Annotated in this window: 23 protein-coding genes; 22 read left to right on the top strand and 1 reads right to left on the bottom strand. The window is 63.2% G+C overall.

Translation table 11 applies throughout. The annotated features are described in order from the left end of the window. Window positions 1-166: 166 nt before the first annotated feature. From J2X19_RS14790 to J2X19_RS14765, 6 genes are all read left to right on the top strand, one after another. Window positions 167-478, top strand: a complete 312-nt coding sequence (locus J2X19_RS14790) for a hypothetical protein (RefSeq protein ID WP_310374263.1) — start codon at window positions 167-169, stop codon at window positions 476-478. Between the two features lie 215 nt (window positions 479-693). Next, window positions 694-1152 carry a hypothetical protein gene (locus tag J2X19_RS14785; protein WP_310374261.1) on the top strand — a complete coding sequence of 153 codons (459 nt, stop codon included), beginning with the start codon at window positions 694-696 and terminating at the stop codon, window positions 1150-1152. A 417-nt stretch (window positions 1153-1569) separates the two neighbouring features. Continuing rightward, complete coding sequence (locus tag J2X19_RS14780) at window positions 1570-2640, top strand: serine hydrolase domain-containing protein (protein WP_310374259.1); 1071 nt, start codon at window positions 1570-1572, stop codon at window positions 2638-2640. Between the two features lie 49 nt (window positions 2641-2689). Further along, entirely contained in the window at window positions 2690-3064 is a 375-nt protein-coding gene (locus J2X19_RS14775) for an SCO4402 family protein (RefSeq protein ID WP_310374257.1), read from the top strand. A gap of 53 nt (window positions 3065-3117) precedes the next feature. Next, window positions 3118-3360, top strand: coding sequence for a hypothetical protein (locus J2X19_RS14770; protein WP_310374254.1), 243 nt, complete (start codon window positions 3118-3120; stop codon window positions 3358-3360). A 225-nt stretch (window positions 3361-3585) separates the two neighbouring features. Beyond that, on the top strand, window positions 3586-4011 hold the full coding sequence (locus J2X19_RS14765; protein WP_310374252.1) for a hypothetical protein: 426 nt from the start codon (window positions 3586-3588) through the stop codon (window positions 4009-4011). 142 nt (window positions 4012-4153) lie between these two features. On the opposite strand, the gene J2X19_RS14760 is transcribed toward J2X19_RS14765, so the two are convergent. Continuing rightward, window positions 4154-4294, bottom strand: a complete 141-nt coding sequence (locus J2X19_RS14760; RefSeq protein ID WP_310374250.1) for a hypothetical protein — start codon at window positions 4292-4294, stop codon at window positions 4154-4156. Window positions 4295-5421: 1127 nt separating this feature from the next. Here J2X19_RS14760 and J2X19_RS14755 point away from each other — a divergent pair. The 16 genes from J2X19_RS14755 to J2X19_RS14680 all read left to right on the top strand — a co-directional run bounded on the left by J2X19_RS14755 (window position 5422) and on the right by J2X19_RS14680 (window position 22531). Further along, window positions 5422-8097, top strand: a complete 2676-nt coding sequence (locus J2X19_RS14755) for a bifunctional acetate--CoA ligase family protein/GNAT family N-acetyltransferase (RefSeq protein WP_310374248.1) — start codon at window positions 5422-5424, stop codon at window positions 8095-8097. Between the two features lie 4 nt (window positions 8098-8101). Beyond that, a complete protein-coding gene (locus J2X19_RS14750) occupies window positions 8102-8986 on the top strand; it encodes a LysR family transcriptional regulator (RefSeq protein WP_310374246.1) in 885 nt (294 codons plus the stop codon). Window positions 8987-9191: 205 nt separating this feature from the next. Further along, window positions 9192-9470, top strand: a complete 279-nt coding sequence (locus J2X19_RS14745) for a DnaJ domain-containing protein (protein ID WP_116606531.1) — start codon at window positions 9192-9194, stop codon at window positions 9468-9470. Continuing rightward, entirely contained in the window at window positions 9467-10003 is a 537-nt protein-coding gene (locus J2X19_RS14740; RefSeq protein ID WP_310374244.1) for a hypothetical protein, read from the top strand. The genes J2X19_RS14745 and J2X19_RS14740 overlap by 4 nt, the downstream gene beginning before the upstream one ends. A 14-nt stretch (window positions 10004-10017) precedes the next feature. Further along, the gene (locus J2X19_RS14735; protein ID WP_310374241.1) at window positions 10018-10770 is read left to right on the top strand and encodes a hypothetical protein; all 753 of its coding nucleotides are present in this window, start codon (window positions 10018-10020) and stop codon (window positions 10768-10770) included. Window positions 10771-10774: 4 nt separating this feature from the next. Beyond that, a complete protein-coding gene (locus J2X19_RS14730) occupies window positions 10775-12028 on the top strand; it encodes a hypothetical protein (RefSeq protein ID WP_310374240.1) in 1254 nt (417 codons plus the stop codon). A 63-nt stretch (window positions 12029-12091) separates the two neighbouring features. Continuing rightward, a complete protein-coding gene (locus tag J2X19_RS14725; RefSeq protein ID WP_310374238.1) occupies window positions 12092-13717 on the top strand; it encodes a sensor domain-containing diguanylate cyclase in 1626 nt (541 codons plus the stop codon). Window positions 13718-13719: 2 nt separating this feature from the next. After that, window positions 13720-15006 carry a hypothetical protein gene (locus J2X19_RS14720; RefSeq protein WP_310374236.1) on the top strand — a complete coding sequence of 429 codons (1287 nt, stop codon included), beginning with the start codon at window positions 13720-13722 and terminating at the stop codon, window positions 15004-15006. A gap of 257 nt (window positions 15007-15263) precedes the next feature. Further along, window positions 15264-15647, top strand: coding sequence for a hypothetical protein (locus tag J2X19_RS14715; RefSeq protein ID WP_310374235.1), 384 nt, complete (start codon window positions 15264-15266; stop codon window positions 15645-15647). A 5-nt stretch (window positions 15648-15652) separates the two neighbouring features. Beyond that, window positions 15653-16897 (top strand): sigma-70 family RNA polymerase sigma factor, encoded by a 1245-nt coding sequence (locus J2X19_RS14710; RefSeq protein ID WP_310374232.1) that lies wholly within the window; start codon window positions 15653-15655, stop codon window positions 16895-16897. Between the two features lie 79 nt (window positions 16898-16976). Then, the gene (locus tag J2X19_RS14705; RefSeq protein ID WP_310374230.1) at window positions 16977-19331 is read left to right on the top strand and encodes a TonB-dependent siderophore receptor; all 2355 of its coding nucleotides are present in this window, start codon (window positions 16977-16979) and stop codon (window positions 19329-19331) included. A 132-nt stretch (window positions 19332-19463) separates the two neighbouring features. Next, window positions 19464-19781, top strand: coding sequence for an HNH endonuclease (locus tag J2X19_RS14700; RefSeq protein WP_310374228.1), 318 nt, complete (start codon window positions 19464-19466; stop codon window positions 19779-19781). After that, window positions 19771-20133 (top strand): PilZ domain-containing protein, encoded by a 363-nt coding sequence (locus tag J2X19_RS14695; RefSeq protein ID WP_116606521.1) that lies wholly within the window; start codon window positions 19771-19773, stop codon window positions 20131-20133. Before J2X19_RS14700 ends, J2X19_RS14695 begins: the two co-directional genes overlap by 11 nt. 116 nt (window positions 20134-20249) lie before the next feature. After that, window positions 20250-21029, top strand: a complete 780-nt coding sequence (locus J2X19_RS14690; protein ID WP_116606520.1) for a GntR family transcriptional regulator — start codon at window positions 20250-20252, stop codon at window positions 21027-21029. Continuing rightward, on the top strand, window positions 21026-21817 hold the full coding sequence (locus tag J2X19_RS14685; RefSeq protein WP_116606519.1) for a transporter substrate-binding domain-containing protein: 792 nt from the start codon (window positions 21026-21028) through the stop codon (window positions 21815-21817). Before J2X19_RS14690 ends, J2X19_RS14685 begins: the two co-directional genes overlap by 4 nt. A 42-nt stretch (window positions 21818-21859) precedes the next feature. Beyond that, window positions 21860-22531 (top strand): amino acid ABC transporter permease, encoded by a 672-nt coding sequence (locus J2X19_RS14680; protein ID WP_092754821.1) that lies wholly within the window; start codon window positions 21860-21862, stop codon window positions 22529-22531. The last annotated feature ends 7 nt before the right edge of the window (window positions 22532-22538 follow it).

Genomic DNA, 22538 nt, shown 5'->3' with positions numbered 1-22538 from the left:
ACACGTGTGATGTGGTCACCACTTGGCTGGATTTGTGCGGCGGCAGCGGTGCTTCTCTCGTTTCGGCTAAAGCGTTCATGACGAAGGGCTATCCGGCGCCCTTCGATGCTTCGACGCCTAAGGCAGAATGCGGCCATAAGCAAACAACGTTATATGCCAAAGCGCGATGAAGCAATTTGAGACTTTTGATATGGCAAATGGAGGATTGGCGCTAGTCTTGGAGCCAGTCGCTGAATGGGTGCAATTTCCCGAGCTCGCAAGGAAGTGGGCTGCGATTTTGAATGCGGAGACTGTATCTGCGCCAGTCGTCACAATAGACGAGTGCCTGCTAGATGTGACAATTGATTGCGGCGAGTTTTGGATAACTTATGACAATTGGCAGCACGGTATTCAACTTGAGCCAAAGGAAAAAGAGTCCAATCACATCGTACTTTCATTACAAAAGCGGCTGCAAATGGCCTATACGCGACCAGCTTGACGAGGTGGCTGTCGCAGAGCTAGTCGAGGCGGTAGGCATCGTTCAATCGGTCGTTTTTGGCTAGCCAACGCAGTGGCACCGAAGGCAGAATGCGGCCAGAAGCAGTCGTTCATGCCCACCTCCCAGTTGTCCATATTTTTGAGTATGGCTTGAGGGTCTGAGACTCCAAGCTGCGGCAAGATGCTGCTGGACGCTACAAAACAGCGCACCCCACTATGTACATTGACCAAGACTCCCGGAAAGATTTGCCTTGCCTGACTTTTTTATTGCTGGTGCCGGGTGACGATGACGGAGTGGCGCTCTTCAAGGCAAAGGCTCAGAATGGTTCATTTGGCTTTTCTGTTGAGTTTTATGGATACGCGGGACAGTTCGGCGAGCTGGCTTCTTGCATAAGGGGCTTTCCGAGCGAATCCAAAAGCGTAGTCGAGTTCACTGTCGGGGCTACGGGCATAGGTACATGCATGTTGAAATTCATGTGCATCGATGCCTTGGGGCACATGGGACTATGGGTGACAGGTGAATCCCGTCGCACTCCCTTTCCCGAGAAAAAGTATCAGCACGCGACAGTTGCCCTTCGCATTGAGGCGGCTGCTATCGATAGATTTCATGCGGAACTACTGGCGCTCGCATCCGGAATATCAGAGAAGGCCGTTCTATACGCGGTCGAGCCCTGATGTCAGCTACAGAAATCGGCCAGAACCCGACATTCACTGATGTCCTTTCCGTCCACGCCGTACTTGATGAAGTAGCAACCTTGGTAGCCACGTAAATGTTTTTCTACACTTGGTTGCTAATTGGCTTGTTATTTCTTATCCTTTTCAACTGTCTCCCAGCTCTCAAAGGGCAACCATTTATTCGAGTTGGCTTATCTCTCATCATCGTCGGATTTGCCATAGTTCCTCTCTCAATTTGGCTGTTTTTTCTTCCGAGCTTTGCCCTCTTTGCCATCGGCATTGTTCTGCTTTTTATTCCACCTTTAAAGTAAAGGCATCGCAATATTAGATTTGGCCCCTTCCGGTCGCGAGCCAACTTCGAATTCGGGACCATTTCGACCGTCGGCCGTGCGGCAGAATACGGCCAGGAGCGGACACTTGCAAAAACTCGCCATTTGTAAGCGGTCAACAAGTTCCACTGCCAAAATGCGGTCCAAGATGAACGACTTTCGTGCTTTCGAATCCTCAATACATAGTCTGATGGCCGCATCCTCCATACCGGGGGTTTCTCTGGCCACGGTGGAAAATGGCGAGGTGAAAGTCATGCCAATGGGGGTTGCGGAACTTGACGCTATGCGACCGGTCGTCGAAACGACGGTTTTCGACGCCGCGTCGCTAAGCAAGCCTGTCACCGCGTACATTGCACTTCAACTTGTGGATAGCGGGGCCATCGAACTCGACCAACCACTGTCGAGAATTGTCCCGAAAGGTGTCCCGCCGCAACTCGCTTCGTCGCCCATCACGGTGCGCCACGTTCTTACGCACACCTCAGGGCTACCAAACCTTCGCAGCAAAGAGCCCCTGCGGACGTACTTCCCACCAGGAAGTTGGTTCAGCTATTCCAGCGTCGGCTTCACCTATCTGCAGATGGCACTCGAGGCGGTCACGACCGAGTCATTGGAGGCGCTTGCGAAGCGCCTAGTGTTCGACCCGTTGGAAATGCAATCGTCTAGTTTTCAATGGCATGAGCGCTTCAACGAGGACTATGCGACGCCCCACGAGGACGAAAAACCGCTCGAGAAGCATCGTCCCGCTGCGGCCCAGGCCTCTTATTCGCTTCAGACGACGGCTGGTGACTACGCCAAATTCATAGGCGCTGTTCTTGACGGTACGTCATTGACAGAAGCAACTCGCCGCCAATGGCTGGCCCCCGCTGTTCGGGTACCACGCGAGGATGCTATCCACCTGGCGGACAGTGCTCCCGAGACAGAGCGAGACGTTGGCTGGGGCCTAGGGTGGGGATTTGAAACCACTGATGGCACGTTTTTCCAATGGGGAAAAATGGATGGCGTCAGGGCGTTCGCAATGGGGAATCCGCACACGCAGTCCGCCATTGTTTTGCTGACCAACAGTAATCGCGGCTTACGCTTGATGGAAGCGGCTGCCAAGGCTGTCTTGCCTGGCCACCATCCGGCGTTCTCGTGGCTGCAAGCGAGCGTGACGGAGTGACCACCTTAGGTGCTGCAGTCGGCCAGAAACGGACCCACAGATTGCCTTCATGAATCAATTGACCTCCCTCGAAATGCGCAAGGAACTCGTCAGCTATCTGCAGGGCCTAGCCGACCCAGAGTACCAACGGCGCGTGTGGATTGGAGGCCAATCCGAGGGAGACGTTCAGCACGATGAATTCGACTACGTAGTGCATTTCTTGTATGACGATACTGCGCTCGCAACTGACTCTCGTTCCACTATCGGGTGGATTCTCAAGGATGCAGCGGAGGCAGATTCAATCGCTGCGGTGGTCACATCCATCGAAGACATCTTTGTGAAGCACGGAACGAAGCTCTCCGATGCGCAGTACATAGAACTTCCCGAGTGGACAGCTGTAGTAGCCAACGCCGCCGCGGCGGCCGCGCGCCTGTCGGAGCGATAAGCGCTTCACTTGACCTGCAGCTTGGGGCCTGGAGCGGACATCGGGAGTAGCTTTTGAACAACTCAAAGAACGATTACAAAAGAATCAAACGCGGCAAACTCCCTGGCCAAATCGGTGATGATGCCATTCACCGCCTGCTGGAAGGCAAGGACATCGCGCTTCGTCTTACTCCAGCGGAGTTGGACGTCCGAACGGCTGTGCGGGATGGCAAGATGATTCGCGAACCGACAATTAAGAAAACCCGGGCTGTGCTGAAAGAGCGCACACGAAACGCGGTCAAAAAAGAACTGGAGTGACAGTCCGCTTTGGGCCCAGGTCAGCCGCACCCAGTACGGCAGAATGCGGCCAGAAGCGGTCCTTCCCTTGCACGCGACGTTATCGGCAAAAGCGATTCATGGAGATAAACGATGCGCATACCTTCCCGCAGCATGTCGCAGCCGAAATCTTCCTCACGCCTGGCGCTGACGGCATGGTGCGCTGTGCTTGGTTGCGCATTCGTTGCGTTTTTCCGGTTCGCATCCTTGAGCACGATACTAGTGGCTGCCGGCCTAGTTACAGTGGCCTTCATTTTTGGATTTGGCGCCATGCGGAAGCGGCGTCTACACATCGCTGCTTTAGCGAAGGGGAGAGAAGGAGATTCGATTTGCCAGTTCGCAAGGAGTTTCGACACTAGAAACGTGGATACCTGGGTAATTCGTGCGGTCTATGAGGTGTTACAGCAAGAACTCAATGATGCGACCCCAGCGTTTCCAGTGAAAGCAACCGACTTACTAGCGGGTCTGCTCATTGACCCAGACGACTTAGATATGGCCGTTGCTCCGGAAGTGAGCAGGCGTTCTGGGCGTTCGCTTGAGAATAGTGACGTTAACCCACTCTACGGGAAGGTTCTGTCTGTTGCTGACCTTGTGATGTTCTTCAATAGCCAACCGAAAATACGTGCTTCGTGAAGAGCGGCGACTAGTATTCGTCAATAATCGGCCAGGAGCAGACGTCAGCCCACGATGTCCAGAGAGTGTTGCAATGAATCGAGATGTGTCCGTAGGAGACCGTGTCAAGCTGATTGATATGCCCGAGTGGCTGGTGCATGATTTACCAGCGGTCGAGCAGGCGGAAATGCGAGCGTGTATCGACCAAGTCTTCGTGGTCCGAGAAATCGACCCGCACGGCTACTTGTGGGTTGGCTTTGGGGGGACCTCGGACCATGCCGACGCCGCGCGCTACAGCGGGCATTCCTTTGGCATTCCTCGCGGTTGCGTTCAACCGGCTCAAGAGGAATGACCATCCTTCAACCGCCGGTGTGCCGGTTTCATCGAGTTTGGCGTGCTGCATGCGGCCAACAATAGACGTCGATTTAAAGCATGAAATCACAACTTCGCTTTAGGGTGAGCACCATGCTGATAGCCGTCGGGTTGCTGCTGCTTCCGTGGTCATCCACGCTGCTTTTCGTCCCTAGGTTACCTATGCAATGGGGCGGGTTTCAGCACTTTTTAGACGTCATGGTTCTCGATGTTGGGCCGCAACTGTTTTTCGTGGCCTTTCTAATAGCCACCGTCTTCCTAATCGGGTCAGTCTGGCGTCGCCAATGGGTCTGTGCCGGCCAATCACTGGGGGAGATTGCAGCTTGCGTTCTGGCTGTTATGGCAGTTCCAGCGTACTGACCCGACGTCACCACTGTAAATGGAAGGACTGCTTTGGAGCTTTCGCAAGGTCGGCTCAGGGCCCTAAGCGGACTTTACAGCAGCCCCCAACGCCATCATTGCCCAGCGGCAAAGCCTCAATGTGTAGGCTTGTTCTTCGACAAAATGAAATTGACGATGAATATTACAGGCCAACCAAACATTAACGCGAAAAGTGCCCCGATAAATCCGCCGAACATGCAAAACGACATCAGATCATTGAGGCCGCATCCGTGACAACCTCTACCTTCGTCGCATCGGCAACCAGGCAGAAGTTGTGCGATCAATATGGCCCCAATACATGCGACCACCGGCAACCCCACCATTAAAAGCCAGACTTTTAATCCAGCGGATGCCTTTCGTGATGAAGTGAGTTCATCCTCTGACTTTATTACCTGCACATCCGTCCTTCAGCATCTTTAATGAGTCTTAGGTTCAATTTGACAGACCGCTTCTGGCCGACTGTAGCCGAAAGGCTGGCTGGTTCATTCGGGTCCAAAGCCGAAGTCCACTTTCCACTTAAGCCGCGGTTTTCCCGCAAGCACACCAGCACACCGTGCTACAACCCGTGTTTGCGACCTGCCAACTTCGCAGTCCTGCAAAAACCACTACAAATAAGATAGCTACCCGCGCACATTCCTCCTGCGCTAGCAGCCATTTTTATGTAAATATCGGACGGATATGCATTACCTCCACTCGCTGTTCTCTCCCGACGCCATCGTGGTCTTTGCCGGGCAGGAGGGCGAGCGCACGCCTGTGGCGCAGGCGCTGGTGGCTGCGCTGCAGGCCCAGCCTTTCAGCGGTAGCCTGAATTTTCTGGACATCCACACCACCGGCACCCTGGCCGATCTGGCCCAGGTGCGGGCCGACCTGGCGGTCATCGCGCTGCCGCCGGCCGATGTGGCCGCCGCGCTGGAGGTGGCGGGGCGCATCAAATGCCGCTCGGCGGTGGTCATCTCCAGCGGCATCCACGCTGCGCTGGCGGCCGACCTGCACCAGGTGGCGCGGCGCCACGGCATGCATTTGCTGGGGCCCAACTGCCTGGGCTTCCAACGGCCCAGCATGGGCCTGAACGCCAGCGTGGCCGGCAGGCTGGCCGCGCCCGGGCATCTGGCGCTGGTATCGCAGTCGGGCGCCCTCACCGCCTCCATCCTCGACTGGGCGCAGCAGAACGCGGTGGGCTTCTCGGCCGTGGTGTCGCTGGGGCCGAACACAGCGGTCGACCTGGCCCAGGTGCTGGACTTTCTAGCCGCCGACGCGCAAACCCACAGCATCGTGGTCTACATGGAAGGCATCTCGGACGCGCGCCGCTTCATGAGCGCGCTGCGCGCCGCCGCCAATGCCAAGCCGGTGGTGGTGCTGAAGGCCGGGCGCAAGGCGGCGGGCAATGCGGCGGCCCACACCCATTCGGGCACCATCGTGGGCAGCGACGATGTGTTTGATGCCGCGCTGCGCCGCGCCGGCGCGGTGCGGGTGCGCTCGTTTGTGCAGCTGTTCTCGGCGGCCAAATGCCTGGCATCCCGCTACCGGGCCGTGGGCAAGCGCCTGGCCATCATCACCAACGGCGGCGGCCCGGGTGTGCTGGCCGCAGACTGGATCAGCGAGATCGAACTGCAGCTGGGCACACTCAGCGCCGACTCGGTGGCGGCATTGCGCCCCCAGCTGCCGCCGCTGGCCACGCTGACCGATCTGGTAGATCTGTCCGAAGACGCCACGGCCGCGCATTACCGCGCCGCGGTGGAAGCCGCCAGCAACGACAGCCAGGTCGACGGCGTGCTGGTGATCCATTCACCCAAGGGCGGCTGCCAGGCGGCCGACATCGCCGCCGCGCTGGCCGACTACATGCCGCACATGGCCAAGCCGCTGCTGACCTGCTGGATGGGCGACGCCTCGGTGGGCGACGCGCGGCTGCTGCTGAACAACGCCGCCATCCCCACCTTCCGCACGCCCGAGGCAGCGGTCGGTGCGTTTGGCAATATTGCCTCCTTCTACCAAAACCAGCAGCTGCTGCAGCAAACGCCGACGCCGCTGTCGGCCCTGGCCAAACCCGATGTGGAAGGCGCGCGCCTGCTGATCGAGAGCGTGCTGGCCGAGCGCCGCAAGGTGCTGACCGAGATGGAGTCCAAGGCCTTGCTGGCCGCCTTCCACATCCCGGTGACGCAGACCGTGCTGGCCCGCAGCGCCAACGAGGCCATGATGATCGCCACCCAGCTCGGCTACCCGGTGGCGCTGAAGATAGCCTCGCCCGACATCAGCCACAAGTCCGACGTCAGCGGCGTGGCGCTGAATGTGATGAACGCGGTCGGCGTGCGCGACACCTACAACGACATGGTGCAGCTGGTGGCGCGCCAGTTGCCGAGCGCCCGCATCCACGGCGTGACGGTGCAGAACATGGCGCGCCACAAGCGCGGCCGCGAGATCTACATCGGCCTGGTGACCGACGACCCGTTTGGCCCGGTGATCGCCTTCGGCGCCGGCGGCACCATGATCGAACTGATCAACGACCGCGCCATGGAGTTGCCGCCGCTGAACCAGTTCCTGGCGCGCAGCCTGATAGCCCGCTCCCGCGTGGCCGAAACCCTGGGCGACTGGCGCGGCGCCAGTGCGGTCGACATGGACGCGCTGGAGCACGTGCTGATGCGGGTGTCCGAGATGGTTTGCGAGCTGCCCCAGCTGCGCGAGATGGACATCAACCCCGTCATCGTCGACGCATCCGGCGCGGTGGCGGTGGATGCGCGCATCGTCATCGACAGCGCAGCCCCGGCCAGTGGCGGCCGCAACCACGACTACCAGCACCTGGCCATCCTGCCCTACCCCGCACGCTACGAGCAGGTCTGGCCGCTGCGCGGCGGCGGCGAATGCACGCTGCGGCCGATCCGCCCCGACGACGCCCAGATGCTGCAGGCGCTGGTGCGCAGTCTGTCGGCCGAGAGTCGTTACTTCCGCTATGTGTCCATGCTGTCCGAGCTGCCGCCCAGCATGCTGTCGCGCTTCGCCTTGATCGACTACGACCGTGAAATGGCCCTGGTGGCGGTGTTCAAGGAGCGCCAGGCCACCGACACCGGCGAGATGCAGGAAACCGAGCGCATCGTCGGCGTGTCGCGCTATATCACCAACCCCGACAGCGCCAGCTGCGAGTTCTCGCTGGTGGTGGCCGACGACTTTGGCGGCCGCGGCCTGGGGACGCGCCTGATGCTGAGCATCATGGACGTGGCCCGCGAAAAGGGCTTGAGCGAGATCGAAGGCCTGGTGCTGGCCAGCAACCCCGGCATGCTCAAGCTGATGAGAAGCCTGGGATTTTCCATCAAACCGTTTGCCGAAGATCCGGACTTCCGGCAGGTGGTGCACACTTTATAAGAGCATGAACCTAAATCAACTCGAGACGTTCGTGCGCGTGGTAGAGCACGGAAGCTTCAGCAAGGCCGCCTTGGTGCTCGGCGCGGCACAGCCGGCCCTGAGCCGGCAGGTGCGTGCGCTGGAGATTGAATTGCGCGAAGCCTTGCTGCTGCGCCACGGCCGGGGGGTAGAAGTCACCGAAGCTGGCCGCCGGCTGCTCGACCACTGCTACAACATCCTCCATCTGGTCGAGCAAGCCAAAGAGAACGCGGTCACACAGCGCGACGAGCCCACCGGTAGCATCGTGATCGCGATGCCGCCCACGCTGGCGCGCCTGCACACGCTGCCCTTAATCCAAGCCTTCCGCGAGGAGATGCCCAAGGCCCGTCTGGCGATCATCGAGGGCTTCTCGACACATATCACCGAATGGCTGGTTTCAGGGCGCTGCGACCTGGGCCTGGTCCACAGCCCGGAGCCCATGCCTTCGCTCGAAATCCAGCCCTTGCGCGAAGAACGGCTGTGCCTTGTCAGTCCGGCAAACCGGGCTCCCACCGGCCCGGTCACCTTGCAGGACCTGTCCAAGTACGCTTTGATCATGCCGGAGAGGGGGCAAACCTATCGCCGATTGATGGAGTCTGCAGCGGCGATGGCGGGCGTGCCCATGCATGTCGAGTGGGAGGTTTCCAGCGTGTCGGTGATCCTCGATCTCGTGAGTGCCGGCATTGGTCACGCCACCCTGAGCGAGGACGCCACCCGCGTGTTCGCCTATCCCGAGCGGCTGGTCGTGTCACCGTTCGAACAACCCGAAATCAAAACCACGCTCTGCCTTGTCACGCCCGCGCAGAGACGGGAAACCCCGCTGAGGCGGCGGACTGCAGCGCTGATGGCGAGGCTGATTCGGGGCCTTTAATGCAGGTCTTTGGCAGGAAACCGCTGCGCAGCCAGATGCTATTCAAAACATAGCTGCCAACGCTGGCAAAATAAGCGCCAGAGCCCGATTTTTCATATAAAAACAGGCCGTACAGCTAGCCCAGGTAAAATCCGCCACCGACGCCGCCGCGTCGTGATACAAGCACAGCCCCGACGCGGGCTGTCTTTTTTTGCGAAAACACACCATGCAAGACCACTATGCCGCGCTAGGGCTGTCCCCTGCCGCCACGCTGGCCGAAATCAAAAAAGCTTTTCGGCTGCGGGCCTCGCAATACCACCCGGACCGCAACACCTCGCCCGACGCGCCCCAGCTGTTCCGTGCGGTGCAAACCGCCTACGAAGTGCTGGCCGACGACGAGCGCCGCAAGACCTACGACGACAACCGCCGCCGCGGCCTATTGGACAGCCCCATCGACACCGCCCGCGAAATCTGGCACAACTACCTCCTTGAGGCCCTGAAATGAAACTATCCCGCTATTTCTCCAACCACGCACGCGCGTACGACGCCGAGATGGACGACCTGGTGTCCGACTCGGAAGGCAAGAACGTCCTGGAAAAGCGCCTCAAAGAAAAGCGCAGCCAGCTCGACTTCCTGGTCGTGATGATGGACGACAGCCCCGAGATGCTGGCCGCCGCCTTCCACCAGGGCTTCCGCTTCCCCAGCCCCAAGGCCATGGACCTGCTGGTCGCGCTGGAGCCCGAGGAGTTCCCCGACTGGGACAAGCTGGCCCGCACCATCACCCTCACACCCTGGGCGCAGGCCATGGCCGACCGCGTGCTGCGCGAGCCCACGGGCGAACAATTCATGGTGGTTGCCGCCTGCCTGGAATACCTGTACACCCGTGCCGATGACCGCGGTGCCGCCTTGGAAGACGAGAACGAAGACGAAGAAGACCACGACCTCGACCCCGAAGAACAGGAAGCCCGCGACCGCGAGGACGCGGGTGCGGCCTGGATGGAAGAACAAGGCTTCGACCCCAAGCCACCCAAAGCTTAATGAAGAGTTAATTGATGCACTACCCTGCCATTGTTAAAGCCCAAAACCTGATCCTGGCCGGCGACATCGTCGGCGCCGAATCGGCCCTGGTGGAGCTGGCCGACGAAGAAGGCGACCACGCCCTGGTGCTGGCGCTCGACCAGCTGCCGCCCAAAGACTTGCTGGCGGTGATCCGCGAGTACGACCCATCCAAGGACTCGGTGATCAACCTGCTGGTCACGCCCGAGCAGTTCTCGCGCGCCGTGGTCATCGAGAAGCAGTACAAGGACCTGACCCATGCCCATCTGCGCGGCATGATGAATTCGGTGATCTTCCGCGACGACAACGATCCCGTAGAGTTCCTGCGTGCGATTGGCGAGCGCGAAGGCGGCTGCGACGCCCTGGCCGACTATCTGGCCGACCACTGGGGCCGGGTCGAGAGCTTTTTGCGCACCGGCACGTTCGAGGCCTCGGAAGACACGGGCGCCGTGCTGTCCGAAGCCGAGCTGGTGGTGCAGATGTACCACGATGCCAAGGTGGACCAGGACGAAATCGCCGACCACGACTGGATGGAATTCACCTGGCTGCTGCGCGCCCACTGCCCCGACATCCTGATCGAGGTGATGGTGATCCTGCGCGCCCGGGTCAAGGCCTACGAGCAAGAAGCCGAGGGAGAGGAAGAAGACGGCCACCACCAAGGCGGCCATACGCCCTTCCGCGAAACCCATGGCGAAGGCGAAGGCTCGCAGAAAAAAGCCGTCGACCCCGACGAAGAATCGGCGATCTAACCCTATGCAAGACACCAGCGCCAGTATTTCGGTTTACGACCAACGGCCCTTCTTCGAGAAGGCGCTGCGCTTTGGCCTGCACAACGGGCTGATCGACGACGCCAAGCTGGAGGCCATCCGCACCGATGCGCCCAAGGGCATGGTGCAGATTGCGCGCTACTTTGGCACCGAGTTCCTGCGGCCCGAGCTGGAGAAGTCGCGCGAGCGCATCGTCAACCTGGTCAGCCTGCACCTGGAGCAGGACACGGGCGGCGACCTGCACGCCGCCGCCGAGCTGCTGCGCGAGAACTCGTTCCTGTCGCGCTCCAAGGCCGGCTCCGAGATGCTCAAGGCCTTGCTGTCCATGCCCGACAACACCCACTTCAGCATGCAGGAAAGCGGCGAGTTCCGCGACGAGCTGATCCCGGTGCTGGCCCGCTGGACCCTGAAGACCCTGCCCGAATACCAGCAGGAGCTGGCCAAGCGCAGCGAGATCCAGACCCGCATCGAAGCCGCCTTCTGGTGCGCGCAAAAGCTGGGTGTGGCCCGGCGCGAGCTGCAGACCGCCGACACCGACAGCGAGGCCGTGATCCGCACCGCCCTGCTGGCCCAGGCCGCCGGCCGCAGTCTGATGCCCAACTGGGCGCAGTTTGAAACCGCCGTGACCTTGCTGCGCAAGCGCGCCGAAGCCGGCAAGCCGGTGCAACTGGCGCTGCCCAAGGGCGTGCCCGCCGAATTCCAGCCGGTGCTGCAGGCCACCCTGGAGGTGATGCAGGAGCACGACTTGCCGAAAATCCTGGACGCCACTGTCAAGCCGCGCAAGCTGTTCATCCAGTCGCTGGCCTTCATGGGCCGCTACTTCTGGCTCGACGAAGGCGTGGACGACATCAGCGAACTCGATCGGGCGATTTCCGACCAGTGGTTGAAAGTGACCCAAAGGCATACCGACGACAGCTCGCTGATCACCCTGTTCCTGTGCATCGCCACCGGCGCCGCGCGCAAGACCACGCTGACCGAAGCCGCCGCCGCCAGCATCGTGCGCAAGATCCGCAAGGGCGGCTTCCACCCACAGCAGGCCAGCGACTTCATCCGCGAATATGCGCCGCACGAGCACCACGCCGACTACCAGACCCTGTGGCAGAACTTTGTGGAAGAAACCCAGCGCGACCTGCTGGACGAGCGCGACACCCGGTTGGTCGAAGCCATGGGCGCACTCAAGCTGCACTGCAACCTGGTCAAGGCCCCACCCAAGACCGCCAAACCCAAGGCTAGTCCATGACCCGACCCGGCCACAGTATCTTTCTGACGGACCAACGCAGCTAGGCCATCCACCTCACCCACCATGGCGCCCCCCCAGCCCCAGGATCCCGCACAGCAGCAGCCGCAACCCCGGCGACGCGGCCAGCGCCTGATCCTGATTGCCTGGCTGTTCATGGCGCTGGTGGGCGGTACCCTGGGCTTTGCCTACTACAGCATGGGCGTGCTGTCGGCGGCGCGGGCCTTTGTGGGCGGCGAAGGCCTGTGGTCCAAGGCACAGAAGGAGGCCATCTACGCGCTGTCGCGCTATGCCAGCACCCGCGACATCCACGACTACGAGGCCTACACCACTGCCCTGGCCGTGATCCTGGGCGACCGCCAGACCCGCCTGGAGCTGGACAAAGCCCAGCCCGATACCGAGGTCGCACGCCAGGGCCTGCTGCAGGGCCGCAACCACCCGGACGATCTGGACGGCATGGTCAGCCTGTTCCGCAACTTCCGCAATGTGCCGGAAATCTCCAAAGCCATCAGCCTCTGGGCCACGGCCGACATGGACATCGACCACCTGCGCCAGGTTGGCACCAGGCTGCACACCGCAGTGCAGAACAATATGCTGGATGAAGCCACGGCCAAGAACATCCAGGAAGAGCTGCACCAGATCAACCTGACGCTGGCGCCGCTGGCCGACGCGTTTTCGTATTCGCTGGGCGAGGCCTCGCGGCGCGCCAAGAGCGTGCTGCTATGGACAATGTTCATCGCTGCCACCTTGCTGGCCGCTGCGGCCCTGGTGTTCTCACGGCGCCTGGTCAGCGACAGCGAGCGCCTGCAAGCCATGCTGCAGGACGGCGAGGAGCAGGTGCAAAAGCTGCTGAAGGCGGCGCCCTTTCCGATGACGATTACGCTGGCCAACGGCACCGTGCTGTACGCCAACGAGCGGGCGCTGGCGCAGTTCAAGACCAGCATGCAGGATCTGCAGCATGCCAAGTCCAAGGACTTCTACGTGCGGCCCCAGGAGCGCGAGCAATGGCTGCAGCGCTTCAAGGGCCAGGACAGCCTGCAGGACTGGGAGGTGGAAATGAAGGACGCGCAGGGCGGCACCTTCTGGGCGCTGGTGTCCAGCCAGCGCATCCATTACCAGGGCCGGGACTGCCTGCTCAACGGGCTGAACGACATCGAACTGCGCAAACGCGCCGAGGATGCGCTGCACCACCGCGCCTACCACGACGAGCTGACCGGCCTGCCCAACCGCGCCATGTGCATGGACGCGCTGCGCCGCATTCTGTCCAAGAGCGAGCGCAAGAGTGCGATGTTCTCCATCCTGTTCATCGACCTGGACCACTTCAAGGACATCAACGACAACCTGGGCCATGAGGCCGGCGACCACTTGCTGCAGCAGGTCGCCCAGCGCATCCAAGCTTGCATGCGCAGCGGCGACCTGGTGGCACGGCTGGGAGGCGATGAATTCATCGTCGCCATCGAAGAACACCACGACGTGGTCGAGCCGCACCGTATCGGCAGTAAAATATTGCATACACTGGAACCCGCTTATCTGCTCTGCGGCCAGCGTGTACACGTTACCGCCAGCATCGGCATCAGCACCTATCCGCAAGACGGCACCGATCTACAGCAGCTCCTGACCCACGCCGACAACGCCATGTACCAGTCCAAAAGCGGCGGGCGCAACCATGTGAGCTCCTTCACCCCCTTGTAAAAATGCATTCCTTCTGGCGCCGTGTTCGATACCTTCTGCTCTGCCTGCTTGCCCTCTGTCTGCTCTGTATTCCCCTCGCCCTGGCCTGGGCCGCCTACCAGGCGATTGACGACCAAGCCCTGCTGACCGCGGCCCCCAACGTCAGCCCCGCACGGGTGGCCAGCGCCCAGCGCCTGATCGCCCGCAACGACCCGCGCAAGCAGCCGGCCGGCGTGCTGCGCAGCGTGCAGCTGGGCGAGGACGAGCTCAACCTGGCCCTGGTCTACCTGGCCAGCCGCTACCCGCACACCCGCGCCCAGATCAGCCTGCAAGAAGGTGCGGTGCAGGTACGCAGCAGCAGCTTTCTGCCACCGAATCCGTTCGGCAACTACCTGAATGTCCAAGCCGTGCTGCGCGAAACCGCGGGCCTGCCCGAAGTCGAGCAACTGCTGCTGGGCCGCCTGGTGGTGCCGCCACGCCTGGCCAACCCGCTGCTGCGCTGGGGCCTGACCCGGCTGCAGACACACCAGAACATGGAAGGCGCTGCAGCGGCGCTGGACAGCATCCAGCACGTGGGCATGCGCAACGGCGTGCTGCGCGTGGTGTTCACCTGGGACGACACCCTGCCCGCCCAGCTGCAAGCCGCCCTGGTGCCCAGCGCCGAGCAAGACCGCCTCCAGGCCTACCAGGCCCGGCTGGTCACCCTGGCCGCCGCGCCCGGCCCGCGCAGCCTGCCGCTGAGCAAGCTGCTGCAAGACCTGCTGGCCTACGCCGCCGAGCGCAGTGGCACCGGCAACAGCGCCGATGAAAACCGCGCAGCCCTGGTGGCGCTGGCCTTCTACGTGAATGGCAAAGGCCTGGGCGCGGTGCTGCCCAGCGCCCGGCACTGGCCGGTACCGGCGCCACGCCAGATCACCCTGGGCGGCCGCGGCGACACGGCCCAGCACTTCAGCATCTCGGCCGCGCTGGCCGCGGCCGCCGGCACCCCGCTGGCCGACGCCGTAGGCCTGTACAAAGAACTGGACGATGCCGAAGGCGGCAGCGGCTTCTCGTTCAACGACCTGGCCGCCGACCGCGCCGGCACCCGTCTCGGCGCCCTACTGCTGACCAGCGCCGGCCAGCAGCGGCTGCAAAAACGCCTGGACGCCGGCCTGCGCGACACCGACCTGCTGCCCAAGGTGCAAGACCTGCCCGAGCTGCTGCAGGCGGCTGAATTCCAGCGCCGCTTTGGCGGTGTCGACGGCGCAGGCTACAAGAAGATGGCCAACGACATTGAGCAGCGCATCGCTGCGCTGGCGCTGTACCGCTAGCCGCAGATTTACAAGATTTTTAGGCCTCTGGCGCATATAAAACCTGCGCTAGCAGCTATCAAATATATAGTGGGCACGGCGCCAGCGTGTCGCCCATTCAAATGCAAGTAATTCGCATCTTGCGCTATCATTCCTGTCTTTACAGCACGGCCCCTGGCCGCGCTGCCCCAACCCGCCAGCCACCGCCAGCCTGTTGCCACCGTTTCCGCCTCTAGATCCCCCTGGATCTGGGCGGAGCCTTACTGCACACAGACCGCATGGCCCGCTCCGTACCGACCCCACCCCCACCGCACGCCCTGCTGGCCCGCTGGCGCTGGCTGGGCTGCAAGGTCCGCTGGGCGCTGGACCCGGACGAACCCCGGCTGCTGCGGCATTACCTGGACGCCGGCCAGCAGGCCCAGCAAGGCGGCCAGATCGATGCCTGGAACTGCCACGGCCAATGCGTCAAGCTGCTGCACGCCACGGCCCGCGACCTGGTGCTGCCCTGGCATTGGCGGGTGCAATGCCTGGACATCCTGGTCTGGCCGATGGCCGACCTGGAGCGGCTGGCCGGCAGCGATGCCGCCCGGCAGTTCGCCCTGCGCGTGCTGCGCTCCCAGCTGGCGCTGACCGACATGGCGCCCAGCCTGCCCCTGGACTGAGCGGCATGCCACCGGTCCACGCCTCTACCGCCAGCAGCGCATTCGAAGCCAGCTACCCCGCGCTGGTGCGCTTTCTGGCGCGCCGTACCGGCAACGCTGAAGATGCGCGCGACCTGGCCCACGACACCTGGCTGCGGCTGGCCACCGGCCGCGCGCCGGACGACGGCGTGCGCCATGCGCCGGCCTATGTGTTTGGCGCTGCCCAGAACCTGGCCATAGACCACCAGCGGCGCGGCCAGCACCGGGCCGAGCTGGTCGATGCCGCCGCCCTGCTGGTACCCACACACACCCAGGACATTGCCGACCAGCTGGCGCACCGCCAGGCCCTGCAGGCCGTGGAGCGCGCGCTGCAGGCCTTGCCCGAGCGCACCCGCAGCGTGTTTCTGGCGCACCGGCTGGAAGGCACAGGGCACGATGCGCTGGCCGCCCAGTTCGGCGTGTCGCGCAGCGCCATCGAACGCGATGTGCAGCGCGCCCACACCCAGGTGCAGCTGGCCATGGAACGCTGGCACGGCACACCGCATGCGCCCCAGCGCCGCCGCGGCCTGGGTGCGCTGCTCGGCGTGCTCGGCCTGGCCAGCGCCGGCCCGTTGCTCTGGGGCGTCTGGCAGCAGCAGGTGCTGCAGTGGCAGCAGGCCTTGGCCACCCGGCGCGGCCAGCAGCTACAGCAGACCTGGCCCGACGGCAGCACGCTGGCGCTGGACGCCGACACCGCCGTGCAGGCCCGCTTCTACGGTGCCCGGCGCCAGGTCGCGCTGCTGCGCGGTGCGGTGTTTTTTGCCGTCGCCCACGATGCCCAGCGGCCGTTTACCGTGCAGGCGGGCGACACCCTGGTCACCGTACTGGGCACACGCTTCAGCGTGGAGCGCGATGGCGCGACCGTCCGGGTGGCGGTGGAATCCGGCCGGGTACAGGTAGAGCCACACCCCGGCGCCACCGCCATCCTGCTGGGGGCCGGCGAATCGCTGAGCCTGGGCCCGCAGGGGCTGCAACGCGGCACGGCCAAGCAGGTTGCACCCTGGCGCAACGGCTGGCTGAGCTTCGAACGCACGCCGCTGAGCCAGGTGGCCGAGCGCCTGAACCGCTACCGCAACCAGGCCATCCAGGTCGATGGTGCGGTGGCCGCCTTGCCCGTCAGCGGCGAAATCCGTATCGCCCAGGCCGACGAATGGCTGCGCCTGCTGCCGCGCGTGCTACCGGTACAGGTGCTGCGCCACGAACCAGGGACGGTGCAATTGGTAGCCCGTTGAAAAATAGCTGCGGGATTTTTGCGCGGCGTGCGTCTTATGCAGGGAAGACCTTTAACCCTGACCCTGAAAGACGCTGACCGTGACCTCTGCCTTCCGTTTGAAACCCACCTCCGTCGCCGCCCTCCTGCTGGGCCTGGCCCTGCATGCCCAGGCCGCGCCGCTGCAGCTCGATCTGCCGGCCCAGCCGCTGGACCGGGCCCTGGCCCAGCTGGCGCGCCAGGCCGGGTTGCAGCTGCTGCTGGCCCCCGACATGCTGCAAGTCCGGCAGACCGCCGCCTTGCGCGGCGCGCACGAACTGCCCGAGGCCCTGGCCGAACTGCTGCGCGGCACCGGCCTGCGCGGACGTATCGACGCCGGCACCCTGGTGATCGAACGGCTGGCCTCCGGCGCCAGCCTGCCCGAGGTGCGGGTGACGGCCCAGGGCGAGCAGGAATCGGCCACCGGCCCGGTGACCGGCTATGTGGCCAAGCGCAGCGCGACCGGCACCAAGACCGACACGCCCATCCTGGAGACGCCGCAGTCCATCACCGTGGTCGGTGCGGACCAGATCGACACCCTGGGCGCCCAGAGCATCACCGATGCCATCGCCTATTCGGTAGGCGCGCTACGGGCGCCCTACATGGAGCGCACCGGGGATGTGGTCGTCTTGCGAGGGTTCTCGGTCAACAGCAGCTACCGCGACGGCACGCGCTACCAGGCGAACCGCTTCGACGGGCAGCAGGAGCCCTACGGCCTGGAACGCATCGAAGTGCTGAAGGGCGCGGCCTCCATCCTGTATGGTGCGGCCGAGCCGGGCGGGGTGCTGAACACCGTCAGCAAGCGGCCCACCACCGACCCGCTGCATGAACTCAATGTCACGGCCGGCTCGTTCAACCGCAAACAGGTGTCGGGCGACTTCGCCGGCGCCCTGTCTGCCGATGGCGCCTGGTCCTACCGCCTCACCGGCTTGTTGCGCGACAGCGGCACCTCCATAGACTACGTGCCGGACAACCGGACCTACCTGGCGCCCGCGCTCAAGTGGCAGCCGAACGCATCGACCTCGCTGACCCTGCTGTCCGAATACCAGCGCGACCGTACGGCCTACGGCGGCGACGGCCTGCCCACGGTTGGCACCGCGCTGCCCAACCCGAACGGGCAGATTCCGCGCAACCGCTTCGTCGGCGAGCCCGGCTACGACCGTTACGACATAGCGCGTTATTCGGTCGGCTACCTGTTGGAACATGCATTCAGCGACAAGCTGAAGCTGCGCCATAGCCTGCGCAACTACCGCATGCACCAGGACTGGTCGTCGGTGTACATCGCCCTGGACCTGGATACCGACCAGAGAACCTCGCTGGGCCGGGGGGCGGAAGACCGCCAGGAGAAAAATTCGGTGCGGGGCTCGGACACTTCGCTGCAGTACGACTGGCAGGCGGGCGGCATCGCCCACACATCGCTGGTCGGCATCGACTACTCGCAGAGCAAGGTGGCCAGTGGCCGCTACGACCGGACCGCCGGCCCGCTGGATCTGTATGCACCGGTATACGGTGGCGGCGTGGGCGACGCCGTACCCAGTTATGGCTGGCGGTCCGACACCCAGCGGCTCGGCATCTACGCGCAGGACCAGATGAAGATCGCCAACCAATGGGTGCTGCTGCTGGGGGGCCGGCGCGACGCGGTGCGGCAGGACGAATGCGACTACTTTGACCCGTCCAACTGCTATATCGACAAGCAGAAAAGCAGCGCCTTCACCGGCCGCGCCGGCCTGGTCTACCTGGCCGACAACGGCTTGGCCCCGTTTGCCAGCGTCAGCCAGTCGTTCGAGCCCGCCACCGGCGTGGACCACAGCGGTGCGCGCTTCAAGCCAACGCGCGGCGAACAGCTGGAGGTCGGCGTGCGCTACCAGCCCGCAGGCGTCGACCTGATGCTGTCGGCAGCGCTCTACCAGCTCACCCAAAAAAATGTGCTGGTCGACGACCCGGTGCACAGCGGCTTCCAGATGCAGCAAGGAGAGGCGCGCTCGCGGGGCCTGGAACTCGAAGCCAAGGGCCGCGCAACCCGCAATCTCCAGCTGATCGCCGCCTACACCTACACCGATGCGCGCACCACCCAGGCCAGCCCGCTCTACCCCGAGGCGGCCGGCAAGCGCAGCAGCGGCGTGCCGTACAACCAGCTCTCGCTGTGGGGCGACTACAACCTGGGCGCGTTCGGCCTGCCAGAGCTGCGGCTGGGCGCGGGCATGCGCTATGTGGATGCCACCACCAGCCAGTGGCACGACGTCCGAGCGCCCGCCTACAGCGTGTTCGATGCCATGGTCGGCTACGCCACCGGCCCCTGGAAGTTCGCCTTGAACATCAGCAACCTGGGTGACAAGACCTATGTTGCGTCCTGCCCTTACCGCTGCTTCTATGGCGAGCCGCGCAAAGCCATGGGGACGCTGACCTACCGCTGGTAGCAAAAAACGGCAGGTCTGTTGATGGGGCCGGAGCCCATGCGCTGGCTCCACAAGCTTTTCAGGCCTCTGGCGCATATTCCACCAGCGCCAGCAGCTATACAATGCATAGCAAATCCATTCCCGAGACCTGCCATGAGCCGCCTTGGCCACACCCGCGACAAGATCTACAAAACCGTGGCCCGCCAGCTGCACGGCAAAGTGCCCTGCTGGATCTGCGGCGAACACGTGCTACCCGAAGCCGCCACGCTGGAGCACATCCAGCCCCTGAGCGAAGGCGGCAACAGCCACCAGGAAAACCTGGCCATCAGCCACGATGTCTGCAACAACCAACGGCATGCCAGCGGCGTCGTACCCACATCCCCGGCAATGCCCGGACAAGTTGCCCGCGCAATATCGGCAAAACGGGTGCAGAATTCTGCTACCCAACAAGGAGCCTCCCATGCCGACTGAACGCCGCCACTTTGTGCGGGTTGCCTTTGATGCACCGGCATTCCTGGCCACACCCTCGGCCCTGATCGAGGTCGAGGTGGTCGACCTGTCCTTCAAAGGCGCGCTGGTACGCATTGCCTCGCCCAGCGCGCTGCGCGTGGGCATGCACACCCAGCTGAGCATCACCCTGGCGGTGATGGAGGTCGGCATCATCATGACCACCGAAGTCGCCCACATCGACGGCAACCAGGTCGGCCTGCTGTGCCGCAGCATCGACCTGGACAGCATGACCCACCTGCGCCGCCTGATCGAGCTGCAGCTGAACGACCCGACGCTGCTGGAGCGCGAATTCAAGGCATTGGTGTCGAATTAGTGCGCGCGCAGGCACCAAGATAGTTCCTGGCCGGCCCCGCAGGGGCGGTTGAAAGCCCAGTTTCGGTGCACGTATCTTGCATACCAGTTGGCACGCATTCTGCATGCTGACGCTGTATGACAACCGCCGCCGAGATCAGTACCCGCATCATGGAAGCCGTGATGGCGCAAAAACTCGCGCCCGGCGCCCGCCTGGGCGAGCAGCCGCTGGCCATGCTGTTCGACTGCAGTCGCACCATCGTGCGCGAGGCCCTGACCCGGCTGGCCGCACGCGGCATCGTTACCGTCAGCGCGCGCCGTGGCTGGTATGTGATCGAGCCCTCGCAAGACGAAGCCCGCGAGGCGTTCGAAGCCCGCCGGGTCATCGAAACCGGCCTGATCCGCAGCCTGCAAAGCGTAGGCAAACCTGCATTGAAGCGGCTGAGACAGCATCTGAAGGAGGAACAGGCGGCAGTCAACGGCAGCGACGTGGGCGCGCGCAGCTTTCTGCTGGGCGACTTCCACGTCTGCCTGGCCGAGTGCCTGGGCAATAGCCTGCTGGCCGATACCCTGCGCGACTTCACCGCCCGCACCACCTTGATCGCCATGCTGTACCAGTCGTCGCACAACGCCGCCCAGTCCTGTGAAGACCATGTACAGATCGTCAACGCGCTGGAACAAGGCGATCTGCCGCTGGCCGAAGCGCTGATGGCCGCCCATATCGGCACGGTACAGCATGCGCTGCGCCTGCCGGTCAGCGTCGATCCGCTGGCCCAGCTGCGCGATGCGCTGGCGCCGGTGGGCAAGGCTGCACCGCAGACTGCGGCACAAGTCTTGCATACAAGATCACGCAAAACAAAACCCCTTGCCTCAACACCACCCGACGAACCCTCTACTTACCTAGGAGCTTTGCTATGACATCCACCCGCCGCCAGTTTCAATCCGGCTTCGCCGCCATCGCCCTGCTCGCCAGCCTGGGCGTGCATGCCCAGACCGCCCTCGACGACGTGCTGAAGGCCAAGAAGATCACCATCGCCATCCCCACCGACTTCCCGCCCTACGGCTTCGTCGGCACCGACCTCAAGCCCCAGGGTCTGGACATCGACATGGCCAACTACATTGGCGCCAAGCTCGGCGTTGCGGTGGAACTGGCCCCAGTGACCAGCGCCAACCGCGTCGCCTATCTGCAGTCCAAGAAGGCCGACCTGGTGATCTCGTCGCTGGGCAAGAACGCCGAGCGCGAGAAGGTCATCGACTTCACTTTCGCCTACTCGCCCTTCTTCCAGGCGGTGTTCGCGCCCAAGAGCCTGAGCATCAAGAGCTTTGCCGATCTGGCCGGCAAGTCGGTGGGTGTCACCCGCGGCGCCATCGAAGACCAGGAGCTGACAAAACTGGCACCGGCCGGCGCCGACATCAAGCGTTTTGAAGACAACAACGTCACCGTCTCGTCCTTCGTTTCCGGCCAGGTGCAGGTGATTGCCACCGGCGCGTCGGTGGCCGGCAACCTGATGGCCAAGAACCCGCAGCTGGGCGCCGAATACAAGCTGCTGCTGAAAGATTCGCCCAACTTCATCGGTGTGGCCAAGGGCGAGGACAAGCTGCGCACCAAGGTCAACGAAATCATCACCGAAGCCAAGAAGAACGGCGATATCGACAAGATGGCCGTGCGCTGGCTGGGCCGCCCTGCCGGCACCCTCCCGGAATAAACCTCGCCACCTCCGTCCGACCACTCCCCTTGGAGCCCTTCCATGCGCATTGAATTTGATTTTCTGGCCGTGCTGGCCCAATGGCCGCTGTTGGTCAAGGGCGTGGTCTGGACCCTGGCGCTGACGCTGATCGCCACCCTGATCGGCGCGGCGCTGGGCATCTGCTGCGCCTGGGTGCGCAGCCAGAATTCGCGTGCGCCGCTGGCGCTGAAATGGGTGGTGGGCGCGTATGTGGAGCTGATCCGCAACACGCCGTTCATCGTCCAATTGTTCTTCATCTTCTTCGGGCTGCCGGCCCTGGGCTTCAAGCTGTCGCCCGAGGTCGCATCCATCCTGGCGATGGTGATCAACCTCGGCGCCTACGCCACCGAGATCATCCGCGCCGGCATCGACGCCACGCCGCGCGGCCAGATCGAGGCCGCGTCCAGCCTGGCGCTGTCGCAGCTGCAGATCTTCACCCGGGTGGTGCTGCCGCCGGCCTTGAAGAAGGTCTGGCCGGCGCTGGTCAGCCAGATCATCATCGTGATGCTGGGCTCGGCGGTCTGCGGCCAGATTTCGACCCAGGAACTCAGCTATGCCTCGAACCTGATCCAGAGCCGTAACTTCCGGGCGTTCGAGGCCTTCATCATCGGTACCGGCATCTACCTGGCGCTGTCCATCTCGGTGCGCAAGCTGCTGAACTGGCTCGGTCCCCGCTTCGTCTACGGCAGATAAGGACACA

Source organism: Rhodoferax ferrireducens (assembly GCF_031458075.1).
Classification (GTDB): domain Bacteria; phylum Pseudomonadota; class Gammaproteobacteria; order Burkholderiales; family Burkholderiaceae_C; genus Rhodoferax_B; species Rhodoferax_B ferrireducens_A.
Note: the sequence above shows the minus strand (reverse complement) of the source record. Positions and strands in the feature narration are given on the sequence as shown.

Bases quoted from the DNA above. Each gene is read 5' to 3' on its own strand.
- J2X19_RS14790 (WP_310374263.1), top strand. From the start codon at position 167: ATGAAGCAATTTGAGACTTTTGATATGGCAAATGGAGGATTGGCGCTA.
- J2X19_RS14785 (WP_310374261.1), top strand. From the start codon at position 694: ATGTACATTGACCAAGACTCCCGGAAAGATTTGCCTTGCCTGACTTTT.
- J2X19_RS14775 (WP_310374257.1), top strand. From the start codon at position 2,690: ATGAATCAATTGACCTCCCTCGAAATGCGCAAGGAACTCGTCAGCTAT.
- J2X19_RS14760 (WP_310374250.1), bottom strand. From the start codon at position 4,294: ATGCCCGCTGTAGCGCGCGGCGTCGGCATGGTCCGAGGTCCCCCCAAA.
- J2X19_RS14755 (WP_310374248.1), top strand. From the start codon at position 5,422: ATGCATTACCTCCACTCGCTGTTCTCTCCCGACGCCATCGTGGTCTTT.
- J2X19_RS14750 (WP_310374246.1), top strand. From the start codon at position 8,102: ATGAACCTAAATCAACTCGAGACGTTCGTGCGCGTGGTAGAGCACGGA.
- J2X19_RS14745 (WP_116606531.1), top strand. From the start codon at position 9,192: ATGCAAGACCACTATGCCGCGCTAGGGCTGTCCCCTGCCGCCACGCTG.
- J2X19_RS14740 (WP_310374244.1), top strand. From the start codon at position 9,467: ATGAAACTATCCCGCTATTTCTCCAACCACGCACGCGCGTACGACGCC.
- J2X19_RS14735 (WP_310374241.1), top strand. From the start codon at position 10,018: ATGCACTACCCTGCCATTGTTAAAGCCCAAAACCTGATCCTGGCCGGC.
- J2X19_RS14730 (WP_310374240.1), top strand. From the start codon at position 10,775: ATGCAAGACACCAGCGCCAGTATTTCGGTTTACGACCAACGGCCCTTC.
- J2X19_RS14725 (WP_310374238.1), top strand. From the start codon at position 12,092: ATGGCGCCCCCCCAGCCCCAGGATCCCGCACAGCAGCAGCCGCAACCC.
- J2X19_RS14720 (WP_310374236.1), top strand. From the start codon at position 13,720: ATGCATTCCTTCTGGCGCCGTGTTCGATACCTTCTGCTCTGCCTGCTT.
- J2X19_RS14715 (WP_310374235.1), top strand. From the start codon at position 15,264: ATGGCCCGCTCCGTACCGACCCCACCCCCACCGCACGCCCTGCTGGCC.
- J2X19_RS14710 (WP_310374232.1), top strand. From the start codon at position 15,653: ATGCCACCGGTCCACGCCTCTACCGCCAGCAGCGCATTCGAAGCCAGC.
- J2X19_RS14700 (WP_310374228.1), top strand. From the start codon at position 19,464: ATGAGCCGCCTTGGCCACACCCGCGACAAGATCTACAAAACCGTGGCC.
- J2X19_RS14695 (WP_116606521.1), top strand. From the start codon at position 19,771: ATGCCGACTGAACGCCGCCACTTTGTGCGGGTTGCCTTTGATGCACCG.
- J2X19_RS14690 (WP_116606520.1), top strand. From the start codon at position 20,250: ATGACAACCGCCGCCGAGATCAGTACCCGCATCATGGAAGCCGTGATG.
- J2X19_RS14685 (WP_116606519.1), top strand. From the start codon at position 21,026: ATGACATCCACCCGCCGCCAGTTTCAATCCGGCTTCGCCGCCATCGCC.
- J2X19_RS14680 (WP_092754821.1), top strand. From the start codon at position 21,860: ATGCGCATTGAATTTGATTTTCTGGCCGTGCTGGCCCAATGGCCGCTG.